Source organism: Seonamhaeicola sp., from assembly GCF_028281565.1.
Taxonomy (GTDB): domain Bacteria; phylum Bacteroidota; class Bacteroidia; order Flavobacteriales; family Flavobacteriaceae; genus Seonamhaeicola.
In genome coordinates, this window is the sequence record NZ_JANQJQ010000004.1 from 122,076 (window position 1) to 148,320 (window position 26,245).

A 26,245-nucleotide genomic window follows, 5' to 3' on the forward strand; every position below is an offset into this window, starting at 1 on the left:
CTAAAGATTTACTCTTCCTTTAAGTCCTCTTTTAAATCCGGGACTGATTTTTGCGAATTTTTCCCCACATATTCACTAGGCACCACACCAAACTGTTTTTTAAAGCATTTAGAAAAATAGGACGCGGTATTAAAGCCCGTCATAAACATAATTTCCTTAACAGAGTAGTCACTTTGTTCAAAAAGCTGAACCGCTCTTTTCAATTTAATATTCCTTACAAACTCACTTGGGGAAAGCCCTGTAATTTCTTTAAACTTAACGAACATACCACTTCGGCTATGCCCCATTTCTTTTACCAGCATTTCCACATTAAAATCAGGATTCATCATGTTTTCTTCCACGATATTAATAGCTTTTTGAAGAAACTTTTCGTCCATGGTCGTTACGGTGACCTCTTTAGGCTGCAGGTTTATCTCCCTGTTAAAACGTTTTCTTAAATCGTTTCGTTGCTTTACGATATTTGATAGTTTTAGCTCAAGCAGTTCTATGTCAAAAGGTTTGCGTATATAATCATCCGCACCAACTTTAGCGCCCTGGATTTCACTTTCCTGGGAGGACTTTGCCGTTAACATGATTACCGGTATATGGCTTGTATCAATCTGCGTTTTTAAAGTTTTACATAATTCATAACCATCCATGACCGGCATTAAAACATCTGTTAAAATGATACTTGGTTTTAGTTTATTGGCCAGTTCCAGCCCCATTTTACCATTATCTGCCTCAAAAACCTCATAGTCCCCGGATAGTGCATCCTTAATAAAACTTCTGATTTCGTCATTGTCATCAACAACCAATAAGACCGGGGACGATGATTTTCTATTTGAAAAATCCTGATCAATAAGTTCATCATTAAAGCTTATGGCTGCTATCTCAGATTCTGAGGACCGTACAAGAAAATCAACATCATCAGCTGTTTTAATTACAATTTCAGGAATATCGGCATAAGCCTCTTTATTCATAGGTAGCTGTACTGTAAAAACAGTTTCTACATGGGGTTCACTTTTAACATCTATGGTCCCCTGGTGTAAAAGCACTAAATTTTTAGTAAACGAAAGTCCAATGCCGGCCCCTTGTTGTTTTTTCCTTTCGGTACTATTCTCCGTATGGAACCTGTCAAAAATGCTTGCGATCCTGTTTTCTGCAATACCACTGCCATTGTCCTTAACCTTAATGACCGCATAATCTTTATCGTCAATAGAAATATCTACCTCAACCTTACCTCTTTTCCCTGTAAATTTAAAGGCGTTCGATAATAAGTTAAACATGATTTTCTCCAGGGCATCATGATCAAACCAGGACGCTATGGTTTCCTCTTTGGAATACACATTGAATACAATGTCCTGTTTTTGTGCTAAAAACTGAAATGGCTCACAGATTTCCTTCACAAACCCCAGTAAATTGCTTTTCCTTAGAACCAATTTCATTTTCCCCTGATTAAGTTTTCTAAAGTCCAGCAATTGATTAACCAATCGCAACAGGTATTCTGTGTTTTTATACATCCGCGTGTATTGCTTTTGAACGGCTTCTTCATCCAGATTACGGCTGTTTTTACGCAAATACTTTAAGGGGCCCTTGATCAGCGTTAAAGGGGTTCTAAACTCATGGGAAATATTGGTAAAAAACTCGAGTTTCATTCGGTTCAACTCATCATTTTTTTCTTTCTCCATATGTTCCAATTCCAACTGGTGTTTCTTTGTAGTTTTGATAATGGTAAAGCGCCTGTATACTAACAATAAACCAATAATAAATAATGAGTAGAGGAGAAATGCGAAATTGGTTTGCCAAAAGGGCGGTTTGATACGTATTTTAATCTGTGATGGTGCTGTTCCCCAAACACCATCATTATTGGATGCCTTTACTTTTAAGGTATAATTACCGGAACTTAAATTGGTATATGTAGCAAAACGCTTACCCGCACCGGTATAAACCCAATCTTCATCAAACCCCTCCAGCATATAGGCAAACTTGTTCTTATTGGGTGCGGCAAAATGCAGCGCTGCAAATTCAAAAGAAAAGCTGTTTTCATTATACTTTAGCGTTAGTTCTTGTGTTTTACTTATGACTTTGTCCAGTACAACCCTTCTATTAACGACCTCGCCTACCCCAATCTCTTTGTTCGAAATTGAAAAACTTGTTATTATAGGTTTGGCCTCAATATCATTATCAATAATATTTTCAGGAAAAAAGGCATTAAAACCGTTTACGCCACCAAATAGCATTTCACCATTGGATTTTTTTAAACAGGCCAATTCCTGAAATTCATCACTCTGCAAACCATCATTTTCGTCATAATTTTTAAAGGTTTCTTCAATAGGATCAAACTTGGAAAGCCCTTTATTGGTTGACAACCAAAGGTTACCGTCTTTATCTTCCAAAATCCCCTTGATAACATTGTTTGGTAGGCCGTCAATATCTAAATAGACCAAAAATTTATCGGCTTCTCCGTTAACACCCGGAATGTATTTGTTAAGTCCACCACCAAAGGTCCCTATCCAGATGGTGCCATCTTTACTCTCATAAAGTGACAGGATATAATTATGACTTATGCTATTCGGATCATTTGGTGCTTTTCTATAAACCTCAAATTTCGGATCTTTATTGAGCGCTTCATCCGGAATAAGTTTTGACAACCCATTACTGGTAGCAAACCAGATATTCCCATGGCTATCCTGTAAAATGTCCCGTATAATATTGCTGGAAATACTGTAAGGATTATTTCTATTGTTTACTAATAAGTCCTTTTTATAACTATTTGAATTTTGGTAATAAGCCCATCTGTGCAGGCCTTCATCATAAGTTCCTATCCACAAATTCTTATGACGGTCTTCCAATAACGAAAAAACGCTACTCCTAATTTCCTCGATCCCTATGATCCCTTCAGCATCCACCTTTAACGGATCCGTAATATCCAATTCAAAGAGCCCGGGAAAAGCTTCGGTCCCAAGTAACAATAGCTTTTTATTGTTCCGTTCTATTTCTATAATGTCAAAGGGCTTGGAGGGGCTGTTAAATTTTATAAAACTGTATTCGGATGCGCCTTCCTTTTGCTTTGGAAGCATATTTAATCCGCCCCCTTCGGTACCAATCCATAACGTGCCATTGCTATCTTCGTACATGGACCTTATTTTATCGTAGCTCAGACTCTCCTCGGCACTGGTCTTTTTTACATGTACAAACTGTTTTCTATTGGGATCCAATTTATTGACACCACCCCCGTTGGTTCCTACCCATATGATACCTGTTCGATCTTTATATAAAGACTTTACGATATCCTTAGTAAGACTAAAAGGATTTTTCGGATTGTACCTATAGGCCTCGACCAAAACCGGAAGGTCATTATTGGGAGCGTTATCAAAAAGCCGCAAACCTGAATTAGTACCAACCCATAATCTATTGTCATCCACTAACAAGGAACCACAAAAGGCACTATTAACGAACCGAACCCTACCTGAAGGCTGATTTAAATTAAGCTTATACAGTCCAGACACTGTCCCCACAAATAAATTACCACGCCCGTCTTCCGCTATACTTCTAACAGAAGTACTCGACATCCCAACGTCCTGATTCACCAGACGCAGATAGGTACTACCATCACTGCGCTCAGATAATTTATATAATCCATAGGCTCCTCCTACCCAAATATTATTTTTGCTGTCTTCAAAAACTGTATAAATAAAATTGGCTATATAATCCGTAGAATTTTCCTGGTCATTAAGGGCAAAGCGTTTAAAAACCACTTCCTCCTCATTATGAAAACCGGTTAAATCCAACAAATTCAGGCCATCCTTGGTACCAACCCATAACCTGTTCTTACTGTCTCTATAAACATAGCTAACCTGATTGTTGCTAAGACTTTTCTTGTTACCGGATTCGTGCTTAAAATGGGAAAACCGCTCTAAAGATTGATTAAAACAATTTAAACCTTCACCGGTAGTCCCGATCCATAAATTCCCATTGTCATCACTGGTTATAGTAAAAATTAAATTACTGGTTAGACTATTGGGGTTGTTACGTTCTAAGTTATAAATGGTAAAGTCATATCCGTCATATTTGTTAAGGCCATCATGCGTCCCAAACCACATAAAACCTTGATGATCCTGATATATACAGTTTACATCGTTTTGGGACAATCCATTTCCTGAGCTTATATGCTCGAAATAAGCTGAATTTTGTGCGAAGATTTTATAGTAGTTGCATACTAATAGTAAAAAAAGCACTAAACAAACCTTTGTAACATTCTTTTCCATTAAATATAAACGCAATATAATTTCTATTTTCTCAAAGGTATCAAATATTACAAATAAATGTATGTTATTGCACAAACTCCCTAAAAAAATGCACATATGTACAACATTTAGACCTTAAAAGCATTATGAGGATTTAAATAAGACAAAAAAACAACCCTAAACACGTTGTGCTTAGGGTTGAAACTTTTTTACAGCTAACGGGTTATTTTAGTAACCTTTAGACTACTCTTTTAGTTCTTTATTGGCCTTAGTTATTCTTTCCCGTTGCTCTTTACTTAAACCATGTCTGTACAAGGTTTCTATTTTAGGTTTATTATGGTGTCTTTTCATTCTGGGGTCGTGAACATCCAGACTGAGGTCACAATCAAATCTCAATAAGACGGCATGATTTTTTTTCCAATTGCCATGAGGCACTGTAAAATGGGATATTCCCCAGGTGATACCTCTTCCGTCTGTGGTATTTGTAAATACATCAGGAATAAATGGTCCTGCAGCATCCGGCATCATTTCCACAGTAGCGGCCACATCAAAGTTCACCCAATCCTTAGCATATTGAATGGTGTTCATCTCATTCCCATCCCTTATAGCAAATGCGGCCACTCCTTCTTTAAAAGGGAACAGAGTTGTTTCATGACCGGAATTCATAATAGGATTCAAGGGGTGCTTTTCAAATGGCCCAAGCGGATTGTCAGCTATAGCTAATCCATGCATACGTACCGTTTGTGTGGTATCACTTCTTCCGAAATCTGATTTGTAATATAAATAAACCTTACCGTCGTGGACCATAGGATATGGGTCATGAATGGAATATTGGTCCCATTCCCCGGGTGCTCCATTAGGAATCACATCTTTATTATAGGGTATCCATGGCCCATCCGGTGAATCGGCATACGATACAGCTACCGGACAATTATCACCGCCATTTTTACCCGGAGCTACGGAAAATGCCTGATAATATAAATAGTATTTCCCTTCCCAAACTAAAATATCAGTAGTTGTTACGGAACGATGTCCAAGGTTTGGTTTTTCAGCCCGAGGCACAGCTACGCCCTGCTCTTCCCATGTAAATCCATCTTCTGAGGTTGCGTAAAAAATATCGGCTAAATCCCAATCTGCCGAAGGAATACTATCGCTACTTAAATGGGCATTTGACACCCCTACAGGTGCTGCCGATGTTTCACGATGTGTGTACCACATGTAGTATTTACCATTGGCGAAAATCACTTTGGATGGGTCCCGACGTGTAATAGTGCCATCACCACCATTATAATCAAATCCCTTAAGCCTGGTATATTTAAATTGTGTAAACAACTCATTGGTTTCCTGGCGAGGCCCCATATAAGCATCATAATTTCTTTCTAATGCTGCACTTAAAGGACGATTAGGTTTTGTTTCAGGCAACATATAAGGGAAAGCACCTTCAACCTTCTCTTCATTCGAGCTTGTTTCTTTTTTCGCATCTGAACATGACACTATAAGGCTGATAGCAAATAGTATCAAAACAAAGGTTTTCAATTCAAAATTAAAATTAAATGTCATGATTAGTTTAAGTTTTAGTTCTTAATGATTTTGAAGTTCACTGGTTTATCCAACAATAATTTTGCAAAATACATGCCTGAGGTCTTTCCGTTTAGATTAAGCTGAATTTCCCCGGAATGAATGATATATATTTCTGAAGATATTAATTGCCCACGGATGTCATAAATTTCTATTGGAATGTTACCTTCCTGTATTGGTAAAGTAATTTTAAACACTCCCGATGTTGGATTTGGAAAAGGCCTAACATTTGAATAAAAATCAACAGACTGTATTAACTCGCCTTCGCAATCTTTATCTGTTTTCACTTTTACCGTATCCCCTTGATTTACATGAACCGCGAAAGATGGCGACATGGTTTCCAGAACTTGAGAGTTATTTATCCATACTTTATAAGGTGCTGTTCCGTTTGTTACATTTACCGCAAGTTGATTACTTTTTAAAACAGATTTTAGAGTTATCGCCTCTGCTTCGCCTACCTGAACCGTAAAACATTGGCTTTCCGGTTTTCCTTTAATGTTAATACAAATGTCGTAATCCCCCGGGGCGACATTCTCAAAAGCTCTTTCATTTGTAAACTCATAAGTATTTCCGTCAAAACTTACTTCATAATCAGCTCCAAAACTAGGAACGATACTCAAGGATCCATTGTTTTTATTTGGGCATGTTTCAGAAGTAGCGGCAATAGTAAACTTCACGTTCAATACGGAAATAGCCTGTTCCAAAAACTCAGGAACAACTAATGTAGATCCTGCATTTAAAACTCTGTTGCCACCTTCCAATGCACCGCAATCCGGATTTGAAGAACTGGTAATCCCCGGAATCTCAACACCCGCATTCTTAGCTGCGGAACCGTTAAGCAAAGTAAAATCACCGTTAGGAGCGTCAATAAAGTTATCTCCCTGGTTATTAAAATCTAATAGTATGTTATTTTGAGGATTGAACTTATAATTATAATTAGAACAATGCGAAGTATATTCATTCCAGTCTGTAGTCTGTAAGCTAGGACTTGGATTTAAGGAGACCCAGCCCAGGTTTCCTCCTGTAGGACTCAATATTTGACGCACATAACTTAGCCTGTAGATGGACTCGTTCATAAATACGTTATTGGCAAAATGTCCATCTTCCATACTTCCAGAAGCGTCCGCTTCAGCCAAGCCTAATTCTGCCCAATTATCTATTTCGATATTCCATATACTGCAAAATTCATCATAATTCCATACCGTATTATTATAGTAGTTTACCGGATTTTGCATTCTATTATAACGTGGTCCTAAGTAGAGAAACTCCCCAACTTCTTCAATTTCAACTGACCCCATGTAATTATCTGCTTTGAAATTGTAAATGAGATTATGGTGTGCCGTGTAGTTCTCTATATCTTCCATATAAAAAGCAACAATTTTAGCTTTATTGTAGTTTCCATCAGATACGGGTAGCCCGGTAACATCATGCACTTTATTATAAGCAATTGTACTTCCTTTTAAATCTATGGAACCAATTCTTCCGGTACTTGTCCCTTCTAATGGCCCGGCATCTTCCCCTAATTTCATAGCACCATAAAAATCAGAATCTAAAATATCAACTTTAGCGTCTCCACCATCAATTCGAATTTGAAACCTACACGCCTCACCAAAAGTACATTTACTAATACTGGTATTATCTGCCCTATTAACATGAATTCCGGAAGTAAACACGCCTACCCATCCAAAATCTTCTATAATACAGTTTTCGAAAGTATTATTCTGACCAAATTTCAAGGCAACCATATTACCCCAACTATGCCCTATATAAGTATTTTTAACGGTATTATCTGAACTGTTCTCGAAATATATTCCTTTACGGTCTGTATTTCCCTGCCCATATCCATTCGGTGTCCAAAATGGATGTAAGTATCTAAAAGAGCTTTCGTCAATTGTAGCACTATTAGTTGATTGTGCGTCTACATTTCCTGCCACAAAATTTATCCCATTAATGCTTACACCGCTTGTATTATTTAAAACAAGTACGCTTTCACGAGTTTGAAGCTCAACCCGACTTTCTTCCAAATTCTCACCTTCCTTTGGAAAATAAAAAAGATTATTCCCTTCTATAAAAAATTCTCCGGGAGTATCCACTAAATTTTTATGCAATACAAAACCCCAACTAAATTTAAAACGTGTAGAAGGAATAGCGCCTTCTTTGTACCAATCCGTATTATTATGAATGGCTTTAAAGGAAACGGTATTTCCCGAATTTGAAACAATATCACCGTACACGTAATTACGCATTTTACCTGTCATGGCCCTAACAATACCTCCCGTTAAATCTACATTTGGAAGTGTAGTTTCATCAAAAGTTATTTGACCTGTTGCTTGTACTCCCGCAGGCTTTGATCCATTAATCAAAGGGGCGTACCCACCATCGTTATTAGGGTAAATCACCTCCATCATTGGATCGATGTTCCTATTAGGGTGTCGTCCCAGTTTTTGTATTTTTCCGTTAACAAATAACTGGCTATAATCTGTTTCAATATTTAAACCGGAGATATCAACAACTTTCACTCCCGAGGTCATGCCAGATGCATCAGACCAAGTGCCCGAAACAACCTCCGCCCCGGTGACCAAGACATATTCATTGTTGAAATTTTTAATAGTTAGATTGTTTTTATTTACTAAAATACGCTCCCTATAAATCCCTTCGTGAACTATAATAATATCTCCGCTTGATGCCTGACCAATAGCCTCATTGATGGAATAAACTTTACCGGGGTCTTCAAAAATTGTACCCTGGACCCAGGGAATTTCCGTTGAATAAACATGAATTTGATTTTGAGCTGAAAGCCCTGACAGATTAAAACACAGCAACCCAAATACCAATATTTCTCTCATGATGCCTGGTCGCTTTTTTACGGTTTGTCTTTTCATGCCTATTTCTCAAGATTAACAATTAAGGTATTAGTATCTAAAGTATTTTTTTTGTCACCACCAACCGGAACCAGATGGGTTGTTAACTTGTATTTGCCTGCGGAAGGTTTCTGATCCAGTTTCAAACTGAATTCGAGATTGGCATACCCGGCCAATGCTTTTGTCCTAACTTCCTGAACTTTCTTGTCTTCAGCATCCACTAATCTCAATATAATGTCCCGGTCTTCATTAGCTTTATAACTTAAAGGAATTAGTAATGATTCTGAAGCTTTTAAATCGATCTGATGATTATCAAAAAGTACCATTTCATGATACAATCCAATTTCAGATTCCAGCTTTGAGTCATTGGCTTTATTGACATCGATCAATTCATAGCCCCGAACCCAGTCATAATACACTGTGTTTTTGGTATTATCAGCCAATTCTTCATCGGTTGGTAATGATATCCACGGGAACGGATAGGTTTCGTGCACCAAACGCATAAACATGGGTTTGTCCATAGGCTTATCCGTTATTTTATCATAGAACCTTTGGTGTTTTGGTTCCTGGTTGTCATAATAATAACTGGCCGATATTTCATCACGCCACCAGCCACCATACACGTGAAACTTTTTTGAGGATACTTCGTTATCTTCAAACCTTACCTGAGCAGCTCTATAATCGTGCCTTTTGCCATCACAATCGGTGTACCAATAATGCGCATTGGAATGCATCCCACTTGCAAAATACTTACCTTGAAAATCGCCTTCACGACCAATAGATTCATGTATATCCCATTCCTGATGGTACCTATCGCATCCTTTGGGCCCAACACCGCCGCCGCCTGAAAACCAGAACGTACAAGACATGGTTGTTGCCGCAGCTTTTACACGGCACTCATAATACCCCAGGTAAACGGCTTTCTTTGAAACCACCGCTGCTCCTTTTATATTAAATGTGCGGTTATCAACTATGGTGTCATTTTTCATCTTTTCCCCTTTAAGTTGAAGATACCCGTCTGCAACGGATACCTGTGACCGCATAAACAACCCCGGGGCTCTTCCCTTCCAGGTGGGATGATGGTCTAACCATTTGGTGGTATCCAGTTCAGTGCCGTTAAACTCATCTGAAAAATCAGGATTCATTACCCAACGTTTACCCACGGGTGGTTTTGGTGGACCTGATTGTGTGTAAGCCATGCCTCCCAGGCATAGTGTTAATACTATAACAAGATATTTTTTCATAATCGAATTAATAAAGCAACAAGTTGCGCAAAAATCAATGCGATCATGGAACTATATGATTTAATATATAGAATGAATGTTCTATTTAGGCTTTGTATAAACTTTCTATAGAAAAAATGGGATTATCAAAAGTTTCAATTATTTATTTTATGATTCGAAAACCACCTTCAATTTTTTCAATCTTAGGTTTTACATAGGCATTATCTTTAATGATAGAGGTTCCATTGCCACCTCTGTCACTCACACCTTCCTTACTGGAACTATGGTACATGGCATTTTGGGAGATGACACTTCCCTTAAGATTTTTTGCTATAATGCCGTAAAACGGATAGGGGAATTCAAATTTGTATTCTTTTCTATTGTACCAACCCCAAATCATATTACCGGTAACTGCTACTCCCTTTACATTTTCAAGCCAGATCTGGGAACAAGCATCGTCTTTGGCATCTACCCCGTTACTTCTAAACAAATTTCCCGAAATGGTGTGGGCGGTTCCATTGGAAATTTTAATGCCCGGACCAAAGTTATGATCTACCGCACAACCCGTTATTTGCATAGAGTTAGAGCCGTTTAAATAAACACCTCCTGATTTATTCCACTCAATGCGATTAGCGGTAACCATAACGGAAGCCCCTCCAAAAAACTTTAAATCTTTAATCTCTTCCTCCGTTTTATCCGGATGTGGCTCTCCTCTTGCAAACAGACCGTAACCCTTGTTGGCAGTGAGTTGATTGTCAATAATCCAACCATCATAGCCTCCCGTAACATCCACACCATGTTCCTGGTTAAACATCAGGAGGCAACGACGCACCGAAAACACCCAGGAACGTTCCAAACGAATCCCGGAACCACTAAAATGCTGTATGCGGCAATCCTCTATATTGTTATGTTGCTCACTCCCTAAATGACGTGCATAAACCCCGTGCATACGCTTTCCTTGTCCTCTTCCATCAAGAGTTAAACCAATAATTCGAATACCCCGATTACTGCCCAAATCAAGCAAAGCACGGGCATCACCCGATTGTGCTGTTAAAATAGTTTTACCAATATAATCTTTATCCTTTTGGTCCTTATTGGCATAGGCCCAGGCCGAGTAGCCTAACAGTGTAATATGGTTAGGAACTTTTACCGGATGGATTAGATAATTCCCATGTGGAAAATACACAGTGCCTTCTGACTTTGTAGCCGCTTCCATGGCTTTTAGTAACGCCGGCGTATCATCTGTCTTTCCGTCTCCTTTTGCCCCAAAGGATTTGATATTAAGATATGTGGATATACCGGAATCTTGTGAGGACATATGTATGCTCGCAAGTACAACTATAAGCAATAACCCTATTTTCTTCATTTTAACCCTTTTAAAGTTTCAACTTATAATCATGTGCCCCCGGGGCAAAATTGCTTCTGTATACCGTGGTTCCGGTTACATTACCGCCTTTTCCCCAGCCAACTTCAACTCTATTGTCTCCAAGCACAATGTTTATAAGCTTTTCTTTCATCTTCTCAGCTATTTTTTTGTACTTCTTATTGAATGCTAGATTATTAACCTCATGAGGATCCTTATTGGTATCATATAAAGCAGGGTCTAATGCTTCATAAGAAGCCTTAAGTGCCCAATCCATATCCTTACCCCTGTTTTTATGCGGCCGTGTTTGCATTGAGAACACGTAATCTTTTGTTCGGATAAAGGCTCTGGGCCCTGTAACGGCATGCGCTTCGCCAATGATATAATCTCTTTTTGCTGCTTTTCCCGAAACCACATCGGCCATATCCAATCCGTCTAAATATTCAAATTTTTCAGCTTTAAGATTGGCGCCTCCAGCCGCTAATATGGTTGGAGCTATATCTACAAATTCGGTATAATCCCTTACCACTTTCCCTGCCGGAAATTTCTTTTTATCTGAAGAGACCACGATAATGGGATTGTGTGTATCGATTTCCCATGGGCTGAATTTTGACACGGATCCGTGATCGTTTAATTTCCAACCATGATCACCTACCACGTACATCACCATCCAGGGCTGCTTATGTTTTTCGCTATAAGCTATAAAATCGTCAACAGCCTGTCCTACCAAATCATCCCCATAGGCACAAAATGCGTAATAATCCTGAATCATAGCTTGCTTTTCGGCGTCTGTAAAATGATCGGTATAGCCATTCATGACTTGTTTCTTTTGTTGAGCCGGCATTGTTTTCAACTCGCTTTCATCAAACTCCGGCACTTTGTACTTGTGTTTTTTAAAGCGTTCCCTGTAGCTTGCAGGTGGTAATACCGGCGTATGCGGAAAGTCATAGCCTATATGACAGAATAACGGTTTATTGGTATCTACACCATCAAATGTTCTGGAACCCGCTTTAAAGGTTTTGTTTTCACTTTTAAGGAAATCCTCGAAAATTGAGGAGTAGTAACCATCTCTGGTTTTCCCTGCTTTTCTTGAACTGACGCCAGCTAAAATTCCGGATGAAAACTCGGTTTGTGGTCCTTTCTTTTTATTGTAATGCCTAAGAAGATCGTATTTTTCCATAGCATTTTTAGCGGTGCCGGCATACTTTGGAAACTCCTTTTCAAGTCGTTCCGATATGTATTCAAACGCGCCGTCTTCGGTTACAAAGAACTCCATACTTTTAAAGGGTTCTTTCAGCTTTTTACCGTCCATTTCATGAAACCAGTCTTTACCCCAACCGGTTAGCCCATCTTTTCTCAATTGCTTAAAGTTGATATCGGTTTGATATAATTCATGAGGTACGGCTCTCCCGTTTTTGATCGTCTTAATTCTGACGCCTAATTTGCCTAAATGTACGGTTTGGTAGCCCAGGCTTTCCATTTGTTCCGGTAAGTAAGGCTCACAATGTTCGGCATTATTGTTATAATATTCAAACTCATAAACCCCTGAACGGAACGGATAACGACCGGAATGCATAGAGGTTCTGGACGGTGCGCAGCCCGCCGCCTGACAATAGGTATTGATAAAGGTTGTGCCCATTTCAGTTAATCTGTCGGCCTGTGGGGATTCTACGTATCCCAATTCACTGTTCTCCCGGCCGTGAAGCATTTTATTAAAGGCCTGAATGGCATCATACCTGTGGTCATCTGTTAGAACCCAAAGGATATTAGGCTGTTGCTCCTGTGCGTAACTGAATTTTAATGATCCCACTAAAAATAGTGCTATAACAGCAATTTTGTTTTTCATTATACTTGTTTTATATATTTGTTTTAACTCATCTAAAAAATCAAAAGTTGTCAACCTGAACTTGCCTGTGCTGAACTTGTTTCAGTATTTCAGGTTCTCATAATCATAGCAGTAATTAAAAGACGAGATTCTGAATCAACACTTCGACTGCGCTCAGTGTGACACGCCCAATGTAACAGTTCGGAAGAACAAAATGTTAGTCTTTTAGGCAATCCTCTTACTAGTTTCAAAGCTTCAGTTTATAATCATGGGCTCCGGGGGCAAAATTGCTACGGAAAATTTTGGTTCCTTCTCCCCATCTTCCCCAGTTAATCTCAACACGATTATCTCCCAGAACAATGTTCAATAATTTGTCTTTCATCTTTTGGGCTACTTTTTGATATTTCTTATCGAAAGCCACATTATTGATCTCTCCGGGATCTTTTTTTGAATCATATAATGCAGGATCTAGGTCTTCCCATGAAGCGGATAAGGCCCATGTCATGTTTTCACCTTCCTTTCTTGAAGGCCTGGTTTTTAAAGACAGTACATAATCCTTAGTTCTAATAAAGGCTCTGGGACCTATAACCGCATGTGTTTCCCCAACAATGTAATCTCTTATCGGTGCTTCTTTTGAAACGGTTTTTGCTAAATCCAAACCATCCAGATAGGCAAATCTTTTATCCGATAAATCAGCTCCCGCCGCCCCCAAAGCCGTAGGGGCTATATCAACAAATTCAGTAAACTCCCTTACTATTTTTCCAGCCGGGAATTTCTTTTTATCCGAAGACACCACAATCATAGGGTTATGGGTATCCCATTCCCAGGGTGTGAATTTTGAAGTGGCCCCATGTTCATTTAACTTCCATCCATGATCGCCGCATACATAAATAATCATCCAGGGTTGGTTATGTTTTTCGCTATAAGCAATAAAATCGTTGGCTGCTTTCCCTACCAGTCTATCTCCATAAGCACAAAAGGCATAGTAATCCTGGATCATTTTCTGCAATTCCTCTTCACTCATATGATCCGTATATTTATTATTGAGAAGTCTTTTCACCTGCTCAGAAACACCCTGCAACTCCTTATCAGTTACTTTTGGTATGTTGTAAGTATGTTTTTGAAACCGCTCGCGGTAATCTGCCGGCGGTAACACTGGTGTGTGCGGAAAATCGAATCCGATATGAGCAAAGACCGGCTTTGAAGGGTCAACCCCTGTAAACTTTAATTTCCCTGCATGGAATGGCTGATTTTCATTAATTAGGTATTCATTCAAGAAATGCGCGTAGTAACCATCCCTTGTTTTTCCAGCCGGTTGCGGGCTCACCCCTGAAATTATCATGCCTTTTGAAATAGATTCTTTTGTCCCTTTTTTATAGTGCCTTATCAAATCATACTTCTTTGTAAGCTCTTCTGCAACAGCTTTATATTCTTTTCGTTGGGCTATTAACTCATCACAAACATATTCAAATTTGCCTTCCGGAGTGACAAACAACTCCACCCTATTCACCGGTGGATCAAGCGGTTTTCCATCTATTTCTCTAATACTTCCATAGCAATAATCCGTTAAGCCTTCAAAACCTAATCTCCTGAAATCCATATCGGTTTGATATACTTTATGGGCTTTTGCTTTTCCGGTTTCGGTCAACCCTTTAAGTCTGTAACCTAGTTTACCAACATGAAATGTTTGATACCCCATTGTCGCCAATTGCTCCGGTAGCGAAGGCTTCATATGTTCGGCGACATTGTTATGCCATTCAAATTCATAAATCCCTGACCTAAAAGTATAGCGGCCCTGATGCATTACCGCGCGAGATGGCGCACACCCTGATGCCTGGCAGTAGGTATTTATGAAGGTGGTCCCCTGAGCAGCAAGCTTGTCTACTTCGGGCGATTCAATATAACCGAGCTTACTCATCTCCTGACCGTCGATAGCTTTGTTAAAGGTTTTTACTGAGTCGTATCTTTGGTCGTCCGTCAGTATAAACAGGATATTGGGCTGTTGCTGCTGAGCCAACATTGGTACCTTACCAACCATTAGTAAAGCTATGATCAGCCACGTGATTTTGTTATTGTTCATAGTATATTTAGTGTTATCAGTTGTTTATAAATCTTAAAATTTTACAGCTTCTGCTATTTCAATGTCTTTTAGCACACGCGGATAATACATCTCCCATGAAAATTTAAATGACCTGATATGGAGTAGCGACACTTCCTGATATTGTTGTGTTGAATCTACAAGGCCCAACCAGTGTTTTGAGGCGTTCCTGAGATAGTCAATAGCCTTGTCCTTTTTTTCCTGACTTTTGGTTTTGACGGCTTCATCTAAATAAATACCTGCCCTGAGCTTGTCGGCAAAATACAGGCTCAGGTTAGCCCATGCTTTGACATCGTTTCGTTCTATATTGAAATTAGCAATGTCTTTTACGGGTTGTCCTTTCATTTTTTCGCACAACTCCAGGATCTTCAATCCGTTTTGCTCCATTTCTTCGGCAATTTCAAGTGGTGTCACAAGTTCTTCGGAAATGGGCTTGCCTTCTAATTTGAGATTATTGTAGTCATCAATATTGAGGTAGAGTGGATCCAACGTTTCATGGGTAATCATTTCATCTATCCGAATAAACGCATCTTCGGCCTCTTTGTAATTTCTGTAAAGTTGTTTCCCGTTAAGGAAGCCTTCGCTGTAAATGGTAAAGTCCCAGGTGCCTTTGTAGAATGTTGAAAACCACAAGGGCATTTCACTGCCTAACTGCAAAGCTTTAAACAAGGGTTCGCCAACGGCATCGCCATAGCGGTGTTTAAAATTCTGAATAAAATAATCGTCACTGGTATTGGGGTTGTACATTAAGCGTCCCCACATTTGGTAGAATTCCCAATCCTTTTCATAGGCATATGTCCAATTATAATTACTATCGGGACTCATGCGATATTCCTTAGCCGGAATATAGGTTTCAGACCCTATAAAATAACCCATAGTGATATCCGGAAAATCATTCACTTTAATATGCTCTTTGATGAATTCCGTATGGCCCCAATTCAGCATAATGAAGTCCTCGTTACGCATCATCCAGGCCATTTTGTAATTGGATGGTTTGGGGTTCCAATATTGATCCGACACCTTCCCGCCATGGGTAATGGCCAGGTTGGGTGTGGAATGTCCATGGGACCAGTTAAACTTGAATTCCATGATTATAGGTCCTTCAGTTCCTGTATAAGACTCTATGTATTCCCGAGCAATCTCAGGCTCTACTTTAAAGGGTGCACGATGTATAAATTTCACTTTACGATTGGCATTTTTCATGCCTGCCACAAAGGTGTTTTTCACCCATTTCATGGCATCTTCCATGGGCATTTGCATCCGCTCGCCTATACTTACGCCCAGGCCGGTTAAATTAGGATATTCATTAATGGTCTGGGTAATGGTTTCCCTCATGTAATCCACAATCACCCGGGAGGTGTCTGCCGGGGTAAATCCGTAGTGCCACTCCAAATCGTCCTTATAGTTGGCTACGTTGTGAGTTTCAGTCAATCCAGGCGAAGTAATGATATTCCAGTTTACAATATAGGTTTCAATGCTTCGGTCTTTAGCCATTTTAAATAGGGTGCGCCAGAAGGTTTGCCAATCCTTAAACTCCTGACCTGTGAACTGAGTGGCCTCAGGAAATTTTTCGGGTTGGATCATAAAGGTGAATGGATGCAAATTCCACAGAGTCAAGGCATTTAACCTGTTCTCTGCCATCATATCTAAATAGCCTTTCCAGAACACCGTATCCTTGACCGTTTTCATATGAAGATGCAGCGACTCACCAATTCGATAGGAGGACCAGGGTAAATTAAACTTAACTGCCCTGAAGGAGAAATGCGGGTTTTCCGTTTTCTCTTTAAATTTTGAGTTTAGACCATAAAGTTTAAGCTGGTCTTTTAATTCTAAAATCCCGTACATGAGTCCGGCATCATCAGAGGCCACCAAATAGGTATCGTTATCTTTAGTTATGATCTGAAAGCCTTCCGATTTAATATCAGCGACCTTAAGCTTAAACTTTTTTATCCAGGATTTATCATTTTCGGTATGGAGTAAAATGATCTTTGAATCTAAGGCTTTAGCCTTTTTTACCGCTTCAAGATTAAATTTTGAAAAGCTGATTTCAGTGGCCAGCTTTTCCAGGGCTATTTTAGTGATTTCGGATTCCGAAGACCTAAAGACGCCCCCGGACTGTGCATTCACAACCCAACAGAAACACCCGGCAACTATTAAAATCAAACTTTTTAAATTCATTGGTCTCAATCCTTAGTTAAAACTATGCTCTTCTAGTACAAGATTTTCAGCTTCTACAATTTTTATACTCATTTCGTTTTTTCGCATTCCAATTATCCTGTTATGGATTCCTGCCTTCGCAGGAATGACAACAATTTCATTGTTGTTAAAAGCCTATAAACTTTATGCCCATGGTGCTTGTGTTTATTACTATTAATTATTCCTAACTAATGGGTCAACCTTACCAATACCGCCTTTCGGGGCATCATGTGCTGTGGCATGCTGATCAAATCTCGGAACGATCTTTTTTAGCTTATCACGTTCTTGCCTATGGGCTTCAGACACTAAGCTCCAGTCTTTGATCTTTGGAAAACTGATCAAATCATCCGGGTATTCGCTGACATCATACCAAACATTGTTACCGTCTTTCATTACCAGATCACCACGAATAATGGTTGTTTCTTTATGATATCCGTATACCCATTCCCGGTGTTTTAGTTTACCGGTTGTTAAGAAAGGTACTAAACTTTCGCCATTAATTTCATAAGACTCCGGAATGGTAATACCGCCTAAATCGGCAATGGTTGGTATTAAATCAGACATATTTGCCAAGACATCCTGAGCGCCTTTTTTAGTCAGGTTCATTCCGGGAGCGTATATAATTAATGGTACATGGGTTCCTTTTTGCGATACCGGACTCGACTTACCATAACCACTGGTTCCGTTATCGGCGCAAAAGATAAAAATGGTGTTGTTTTCAATACCCAATTCTTTGAATTTATTAAGGTATTGCCACACCTGATAGTCTAAATAATTAACATGTGTATGAATGCCGCTTTCGGTAATGGTTCCGTAAGTATTATAATCCCCGTTATCTCCGGTTACTTTAGGAGTTACCCGAGTATATTTTTTACCATCCCAACTGATTTTAGGCGTTCCGGGCCATTTATTCCCTGATGACGGATTTAAAAAGTCCCAGGCATCATGTCCTAAGTGACTGGTGTGATATACAAAAAACGGCTTTCCTTCTTTAGCCTTTCTTTCCATAAATTCAAAAGTAAATTCCAACTCCACATCCGGTCCATAGGTGTGCAATCCATAGCGCTTTTTGGATTCCTTAGTATTAGGCCACCATTCCAATCGTTTGGAGGATGACGGGTGATTCATCAATTGCACATGGGGCTTCCAGTACCACCCGGATTGCACATAGCTTTTTTTATGGATGGGCTTATTGGTATCGGCATTAAATATGATTTTCTTGCCATCCACTTTTCTCATTTCCAATCTAAAATCCGTAGTATGAATCGGTGTATTATAGGAACCTTCCCCTGGAGTGAAACAACCTTCGTCAAATGGAAATCCGTCAATTTTCATTTGGGTTTTTCCCGCCCAAAACGTAGCATACCCACCTGCTTTGGCCACATGGACTATGGAGTGCGGCGAGCTGTCATATAAATTCCAGGTTCCTTTGCCGTTTGGTGCTTTTCCCTTGTCTTTATTATGCCACCATTTGTGTAAATGTGCATAACGCCCCGTCATCATCATGGCTCTACTGGGGCCACAAACCGTAGAGGCCCAGGCTGTTTTAACATAACACCCTGCTTCGGCAATTTTATCCAGTACCGGGGTTTGGGCTTTATATTTTAAATCGGAAGTATCCCCGCCTTTTGGCGGACTCCAAACGGTTGATCCGTAAATGGGCAATTCCCTCGCACTGATATCATCTGCAAAAAGCAGAACAATATTCGGTTGTTTTTGGGCAAATCCAAATGCCGTTGAAAAGGCTATAACTAATGCTATGTAATATGTTTTAATAGTCTTCATCTGTTTAATAAAAGTGTTATTCTATAACTAATGGTTTTTCTTTTTCAGCTTTTTTATCATAATATTATTCTTTTAACCAGGGTGCTTTTGAATCATTTAAATAAGCTACAAACCAGCCACAGCCCCAGGAAGCGCACCATAATACGTCTTCGTTATAGGGATCCGGTTTTACATCTACTATCTTATCGGGTTGCCCCAACTCTTTATTGATCTTTGTCCAGGATCCTCCTCCATCTTTGGATAAATACACGCCCGGATTCATAAACTCATGAGCCTCACTTACTGCTTGTCCGGCAGCACTTATAACCAATAAATTTGGATTTAAGAGTTGCGCATTTAGATTGAAGCCTAAAAACAGTAAAAACAGAAAATAAATGTGTTTAATTGCTATCATTTCTTCAAATGGTTTATCAGGAAAGGTGCATGCAAATCTAAATGAATGACGTGCCTTCCCGGGCCACAAATGATTTTGATTTGTAAAGAAATGGTTTAGTGTAACTAATATAGAGCATATTAGCTTATCAAGGCACTACACAATTATTATACAAGTTCTTTTTAAATGTCTGAAGCGCTATTTTCAGGAATGCCAATTACCTCAACATCCGGCAACTGTTCCTTAAGCGCTTTAACTCCTTCCGTAGTCACCTGTGTTTGCCATAAATACAATCGTTTTAAACCGGACAGGCTTTCAATTGTTTTTAAGCTTTCGTCGCTAATATCGGTTCCATATAAATTCAGAACTTCCAAATGCACCAGTGCTTTTAAATTAGGGATACCGGCATCTGTGATTTCTGAATTACTGAGATTTAACCGCGTTAAATTTGTCAATTGGCCAACGGTTTTTAACATGGTATCTTCAACGGGATTTCCACTTAGATCCAACCAGGTGATCTGTTCTTTCGCTTTTAGCAAGGTTTCAAATGTATCTGTCGATAAGTCGCCGGCCCTGAAACCGGCATCCATCATGCGATGGCCGTCTGACAAAAACGACACCATCCAACCGGCCTGCTCTAGTTCCAGAAGCGTTTCCTCCGATAGCTGCGGTACCTCAATGGTATCAAAATAAGGTTTCGGCTTGGTATCGATATCAAAATCCCTTAATAATAACTGTTTGACATCTTCCGGAATATCATAAGCCGTTATGGCATCTTCAAACGAAGCCCCTTCTTTTATCCACCATTCAATGAGTTTCAACTCACTATAAGTTAAGGGATCCCCCTTTGGCGGCATGAACTTTTTACTGCTTTGAGGCAGGGTGGCTCTTTTAAACAAACCACTTTCCAAAGGTTTTCCAGCCGTAATGGCATGACCGTCATCACCGCCTTCCAGAATCCCTTCCTGCGTATTTAAAAGTAAATTCCCGCTGGACTTTGATTCACCATGACAACTTACACATTTCGCATTTAAAACGGGTTGAATCAAGTGTTTATACACCTGAATAGAGTCAGGCTTTGAAGGGATCTCCAAAGCTACTTCACTGGTCGAATTACCAAATGCCTTTTTTATAAATCCGGGTGCATATGCTGTTAAATAATCGCTACCGTGCGTTAGGTTTCCGCCTAAATGACCGGTAATGGAAATAAGAATAATTAGTACGATCAGAATGACTTTTGAAGATAAAAACCCAAGTTTTAATCGCTCCGTTTTAACAGTCCAACCTACAAAAGACAAGACTCCCACAACAATGCCCAACCACTGATGCCAAAATAAAGTTTGATCATTATAGCCACCCTGTTTTGACAGCATAAACCCTATAGCTACCGACAATACAGCACCTATAGCGCCACTAAATATGGTAATAGCTATAGCCTTATCCAACCCGTCAAACTGTCGTTTTTTAAAATATGACAAGCCTTCCATAATGGCTGCCAGTATAATAAAGCCAATAGGTAAATGCACAACAAGCGGATGGAACCTCCCTAGAAAAATTACAAAATCTGAAGTCTCGTTCATGGTTTAGTGTTTAGTTGATGGTATCAAATTTAAAAATTTATGAAGACGAATTACAAATATCTTTTTCTCCACGCATGCATCATCTCCACATTGATGTGCCATTGGTCCGCCACCGGCATGCCTGTATAAGGCATTTTCCACATATAATCGGTGGGCCCAAATTCCGGAGTAACAGTTAACACTTCATTGGCTTCTTTCTTTAATCTCGCCACCTCATCCCACCATGCAAAATGGGCTTCTGTTGCTTTTTTCCATTTTGGATCCCTGAAATCCGGCACCTGCGGACCTTCTTGAAAACCTACGCGTGCATGGATATGGTCTACCCGTTTAAGGACTTTATTTACAATCGCTTTTTGATCATCTAATAACGATTCTGCCACATTACACCAATGTGAAATATCCAACGTAAGCCTTAAATCGGGGATTTTATTTAAAAAGTCCTCACTCAAATGTGCCGCAAATAATGCTCGTCCTCTGTGTGTTTCCTGGTAAATGGGAATACCACTTTGTTTGGATTTAGCAATACCCATTTCAAAAATTTGCTTGTTTTGCTCAAACGTGAAATAATCTTTCCCGGCATGGCAATTTACATAGCGTGGTTTTATTGCCAATATGTTGTCAAGGCTATTGGCATAGGTTTCCAAATGTTTTTGGAAGTTATTACCATGCCCGCTACTGGAAAAACCTCCCAGGGCCAAATTATATTTATCAAGCGCTTCAAATAATACTTCCCGTTGTTTTTCGTCTTTAGGTGCCCCCACAGCAATCCCGTCAAACCCTTCTTTTTTTGCCGCTTTTGCAAAGGCTTCAAAACCACCCTTAAAACCCCATTTAGTGCAAAATACCATGAGTTTAAAACCGGATCCCGGTTTGGTTGCTGCCATTAGCGGCAAACCGGATAGCATTAATCCGGCACCGGCTGCTGAAGTTGCTTTAATAAATTGTCGTCTTGTCTGTTGCATAATTCTAACTTAAAATATCTTTTACTACATGCCCGTGCACATCAGTTAAACGATAGCGACGTCCCTGATGTTTAAAGGTAAAATGTTCGTGGTCTATACCCATGAGGTGCATCACCGTTGCCTGGAAATCGTGTACATGTACCGGATTCTCAACCGGATTAAATCCGAAATCGTCAGAAGCGCCGTAAGTGAATCCCGGCTTCACACCGGCTCCTGCCATCCACAACGAGAATACATAAGGGTGATGGTCCCTCCCCCAGTTTTTATAATCTTTGATATTCCCTTGCAGGAACGGTGTACGACCAAACTCACCGCCCCAAATGACCAAAGTATCTTCTAACATGCCTCGTTGTTTAAGATCTTTTATCAACGCCGCACTCGGTGCATCGGTATCATCGCATTGAATCTTCAACTGATGATTTAAATTGGTATGTTGGTCCCATCCGGCATGCATGCATTGAATAAAACGAACCCCTCTTTCGGCCAGTCTTCTCGCCATAATGCAATTATAGGCGTAGCTTCCTTTGCGGTGTACTTCGGGTCCGTACATATCCAGTACATGCTGTGGCTCATCTGAAAAATCGGTTAGCTCCGGCACACTCATTTGCATTTTATAAGACATCTCATATTGGGCTATTCTGGTCAGGATCTCCGGATCGCCATATTCCCGGTGATTCATCTCATTAAGGGCCTGCATGTCATCTAACATCTCCCTGCGCATACTTCTGCTCATCCCTTCCGGGTTTTTAAGGTATAACACCGGATCACCGCCACCTCTGAATTTAACGCCCTGGAATTTACTTGGTAAAAAACCACTTCCCCAGTAGTAATCATAAAAAATTTGTCCGCAACTGGCTTGTTTATCCCTGGAGGTCATGGCCACAAAATCGGGTAGATCTTTGGCCGTACTTCCCAAACCATAGGTTAACCAGGATCCCATACTTGGCCGTCCGGGTTGTTCAGCACCGGTAAGGAAAAAAGTTATGGCCGGCGCATGATTCACGGATTCGGTGTACATAGATTTAATAAAACAAAGGTCGTCTATAATTTCAGCTGTTTTTGGCATAAAATCAGATACCCAGGCACCACTTTGCCCGTGTTGTGCAAAATTGGAAATTTCACCAATCACCGGACGTGCCGTTTGTCCGCCGATCATGGTTGAAAAGCGTTTTCCATGCGTGAGTTCATCCGGGATTTGCTTCCCATGCCATTTGCGTAACATCGGTTTATAATCGAACAAATCCAAATGCGACGGTGCGCCATTTTGAAACAAATAAATAATGCGTTTTGCTTTCGGTGGAAAATGCGGCAACCCAAAATCATTTGCCAAAGGCGCTCCACTCATACCTGAGTTCGATCCAAATAACAAATTTGGATTTAGCATGGTTCCCAAAGCGGCCGCGCCAATACCTTTTGCCATTTTACCAAAAAAGGCACGCCTTGTAATGCCTGCATTATAAGCCTCGAAAGGATGTAATTTATCTTTGCTCATCATTGCCTGGTTATGGTTTCATCTAAATTTAATACTATGGAACTCACCACCGCATAAGATGCTAATTCCGGTATGTCCAAATTGTCATCCACATGGAATTCGCCTGCAACGGCAATCTTCCTGGCCTCTTCAACATGCCCGGTATATTCCTGCTGTAACGCCATCAGTCGCTTTTGAAGGACGTCCAATTCCTTTTCACCGGGTTTCCTGGAAGTGACCTGTAAAAATATATGCTCTATTCTCTCCTTTTCCGAAGTCTTGGAAGCTATGGCATTAGAAGCTAAAACTCGCGAAGCTTCCATATAAGTGACGTCATTCAGCGTATTTAAAGCGTGTAACGGTGTATTAGTACGCTGTGGTTTAACGGCTGTTTTATTACGTGTTGAATTGTCGAACAACATGGTTGGCCCCACAATACGCCTCCAAAACGAATATAGAGTCCTTCTGTATAAGGCATCGCCGTGGTCCTGATCGTATTTTATTTTACCAAAGGTGGCCTCAGACCAAATCCCTTCCGGTTGATAGGGTTTCACAGGTTTACCTCCTAAGGAATCCACCATTAAACCACTTACTAAAAGCGCCTGATCGCGTAACATCCAGGAAGGTAATCGCATTCTGGTGGCTCTTGCCAACAATTTATTTTCCGGGTCTTTTTGTAATAAACTCTCATCTACTTTTGAGGACTGACGATAGGTGGCGCTCATCACGATCTTTTTAAACAGCGCTTTTAAATCCCAGCCGTTTTCCTGAAAATCTACCGATAACCAATCTAATAATTCCGGGTGTGTGGGCAGTTCGCCCTGAACGCCAAAATCATCAGCTGTTTTTACAAATCCGTGTCCGAAAAAGGCCTGCCAATAACGGTTTACCGTTACTCTGGAGGTTAAGGGTTGTTCTTTAGACACCAGCCACTTTGCAAAAGCCAGCCTGTTATTTTCCATATTTTCCGGAAGCTCGGGTAAAGCTTTGGGAACATTCATGCTCACCGGTTCTTCCAAAACCGGATTGTTATAACCGCCTCTGTTTAAAACATAGGTTTCCCTGGGCTCTTTGACCTCATCCATTACCATGACCCGTAACATTTTTGAGCTCAGATCATCCAGCTTTTCTTTATTTTCAAAGGTCTTTTTAAGTAGCGCTCCGTACTCATTTTTATTAAAATACTTCGTCAATTGTTTATACTGCCATTTACCTCTTAATTTGGCCGGCCTTGCTAAAATTCTAGGGTCAAGTCCCTTAACATTTTGTGCTACTTCAGATTCTGATGCGGCCAATCCTTCTGCTCTTGGAAATTCCGTTAATTCTGCTTCATCGATCGCATCAAAAAGTGTCTCTAAATAGGCTTCTATATGCTCAATGGTTTGCTCCTGTTCCAAAGTTCCAATGTTTAAAACCGGTTTTATCTTTTCATCCCATGCTCCGCCCTCTTCCGAGGTTTGGTTGAAATAATCGTATAACTGGTAATATTCCATTTGAGAAACCGCATCAAATTTATGGTCGTGACAACGGGCACACTCCAAAGTTAATCCTAGCCAAACGGTTCCCGTGGTCTCCACCCTATCAAATACATTCACTACACGGGTTTCCTCCGGAATGGTCCCTCCCTCGGTATTATAAGGGTGATTTCTGTTAAAGGCTGTGGCTAAAATATCGTCTTTGGAGGCATTCGGTAAAAGATCGCCTGCCAGTTGTTTTATGGTGAATTCATCATAGGGTATGTTATTATTAAAAGCCTGAATCACCCAATCGCGCCAGGGCCACATATCCCTGGAAAAATCACCCTGAAAGCCATTCGTATCGGCATATCGTGCCACATCCAGCCATTCCCAGGCCCAACGTTCCCCATAATGGGGTGAGGCCAAGAGCCTATCCACTAATTTTTCATAGGCATCTTCTGAATTGTCATTTACAAACTGTTCAACTTCTTCCGGGGTGGGTGGCAGGCCTGTTAAGTCAAAACTTAAGCGTCTTATTAAAGTGACTTTATCAGCTTCCTCCGAAGGTTTTAAACCATTACTTTCTAAGGTTTCAGAAACAAAAAAGTCAATTTCATTTCTGGCCCAGGACTCGTTTTCAATTTTTGGTAGTTCAACCTTTTCCGGTTTTATAAAGGCCCAATGGTCTTTCCAGGGCGCTTTCTGCTCAATCCATTTAATCAGAATAGCTTTTTCTTTAGCCGATAAATCTAATTTTGAATCTGCCGGTGGCATGACCAATTCGGCATTATCAGACAGGATCCGGTTCACCAATTCACTTTCCCAGGGTTTCCCCGGAACAATGGCATGGGCATCCTTATCTTTTAATTTGGCAATGGCATCTTCCCTGACATCTAATCTTAAATCTGCCGAGCGTCCTTTTTCATCCGGACCATGGCAATGAAAACAACGGTCTGATAAAATAGGCCTGACGTGAAAGTTAAAGTCTATGTCCCTGGGCAATGCTTTATAGGCCGTCTCCACCTCATCGGTCAATCCGGAATTACAACTTAACATTAAAAAGCCGCAAAAAATCACAAACCCCATACTGCCATTCGATATAAAAGATGTTTTTATCACCTTTGACCACCCCGGTAGCATGGCTCTAAAATTCCAATAATTTAAAGCGCTGTTACTCATACTCATACCTTACCTTAATTTCAAATATAGTCAGTTTTTTAACTGTTAAAACCCCAATAAACAGTTTC

General features: G+C 40.1%; 14 protein-coding genes. All 14 read right to left on the reverse strand.

Going from position 1 to position 26,245, the window contains the following annotated elements; translation table 11 throughout:
* Positions 1 to 8: 8 nt before the first annotated feature.
* Entirely contained in the window at positions 9 to 4,217 is a 4,209-nt protein-coding gene (locus tag Q0983_RS00920; RefSeq protein ID WP_299547339.1) for a two-component regulator propeller domain-containing protein, read from the reverse strand.
* Positions 4,218 to 4,469: 252 nt separating this feature from the next.
* Positions 4,470 to 5,786: a glycoside hydrolase gene (locus Q0983_RS00925; RefSeq protein WP_299547342.1), complete on the reverse strand. Its 1,317-nt coding sequence runs from the start codon at positions 5,784 to 5,786 to the stop codon at positions 4,470 to 4,472.
* A 14-nt stretch (positions 5,787 to 5,800) separates the two neighbouring features.
* The gene (locus Q0983_RS00930) at positions 5,801 to 8,686 is read right to left on the reverse strand and encodes a T9SS type A sorting domain-containing protein (RefSeq protein WP_299547344.1); all 2,886 of its coding nucleotides are present in this window, start codon (positions 8,684 to 8,686) and stop codon (positions 5,801 to 5,803) included.
* 2 nt (positions 8,687 to 8,688) lie between these two features.
* Entirely contained in the window at positions 8,689 to 9,909 is a 1,221-nt protein-coding gene (locus Q0983_RS00935; RefSeq protein WP_299547347.1) for a family 16 glycosylhydrolase, read from the reverse strand.
* A 142-nt stretch (positions 9,910 to 10,051) separates the two neighbouring features.
* Positions 10,052 to 11,254, reverse strand: a complete 1,203-nt coding sequence (locus tag Q0983_RS00940; RefSeq protein ID WP_299547350.1) for a right-handed parallel beta-helix repeat-containing protein — start codon at positions 11,252 to 11,254, stop codon at positions 10,052 to 10,054.
* Positions 11,255 to 11,264: 10 nt separating this feature from the next.
* Positions 11,265 to 13,097 (reverse strand): sulfatase-like hydrolase/transferase, encoded by a 1,833-nt coding sequence (locus tag Q0983_RS00945; RefSeq protein ID WP_299547353.1) that lies wholly within the window; start codon positions 13,095 to 13,097, stop codon positions 11,265 to 11,267.
* Positions 13,098 to 13,323: 226 nt separating this feature from the next.
* Positions 13,324 to 15,156 (reverse strand): sulfatase-like hydrolase/transferase, encoded by a 1,833-nt coding sequence (locus tag Q0983_RS00950; RefSeq protein WP_299547357.1) that lies wholly within the window; start codon positions 15,154 to 15,156, stop codon positions 13,324 to 13,326.
* 33 nt (positions 15,157 to 15,189) lie between these two features.
* Entirely contained in the window at positions 15,190 to 17,352 is a 2,163-nt protein-coding gene (locus tag Q0983_RS00955) for a hypothetical protein (RefSeq protein WP_299547360.1), read from the reverse strand.
* 192 nt (positions 17,353 to 17,544) lie between these two features.
* The gene (locus tag Q0983_RS00960; RefSeq protein ID WP_299547363.1) at positions 17,545 to 19,155 is read right to left on the reverse strand and encodes a sulfatase-like hydrolase/transferase; all 1,611 of its coding nucleotides are present in this window, start codon (positions 19,153 to 19,155) and stop codon (positions 17,545 to 17,547) included.
* 64 nt (positions 19,156 to 19,219) lie between these two features.
* Entirely contained in the window at positions 19,220 to 19,549 is a 330-nt protein-coding gene (locus Q0983_RS00965; protein WP_299547366.1) for a hypothetical protein, read from the reverse strand.
* Between the two features lie 161 nt (positions 19,550 to 19,710).
* Positions 19,711 to 21,108 carry a c-type cytochrome domain-containing protein gene (locus Q0983_RS00970; protein WP_299547369.1) on the reverse strand — a complete coding sequence of 466 codons (1,398 nt, stop codon included), beginning with the start codon at positions 21,106 to 21,108 and terminating at the stop codon, positions 19,711 to 19,713.
* 50 nt (positions 21,109 to 21,158) lie between these two features.
* The gene (locus Q0983_RS00975) at positions 21,159 to 22,070 is read right to left on the reverse strand and encodes a twin-arginine translocation signal domain-containing protein (RefSeq protein WP_299547372.1); all 912 of its coding nucleotides are present in this window, start codon (positions 22,068 to 22,070) and stop codon (positions 21,159 to 21,161) included.
* Positions 22,071 to 22,074: 4 nt separating this feature from the next.
* Complete coding sequence (locus Q0983_RS00980) at positions 22,075 to 23,565, reverse strand: DUF1501 domain-containing protein (protein ID WP_299547374.1); 1,491 nt, start codon at positions 23,563 to 23,565, stop codon at positions 22,075 to 22,077.
* Positions 23,562 to 26,177 carry a PSD1 and planctomycete cytochrome C domain-containing protein gene (locus Q0983_RS00985; protein WP_299547377.1) on the reverse strand — a complete coding sequence of 872 codons (2,616 nt, stop codon included), beginning with the start codon at positions 26,175 to 26,177 and terminating at the stop codon, positions 23,562 to 23,564. The genes Q0983_RS00980 and Q0983_RS00985 overlap by 4 nt, the downstream gene beginning before the upstream one ends.
* Positions 26,178 to 26,245: the final 68 nt, after the last annotated feature.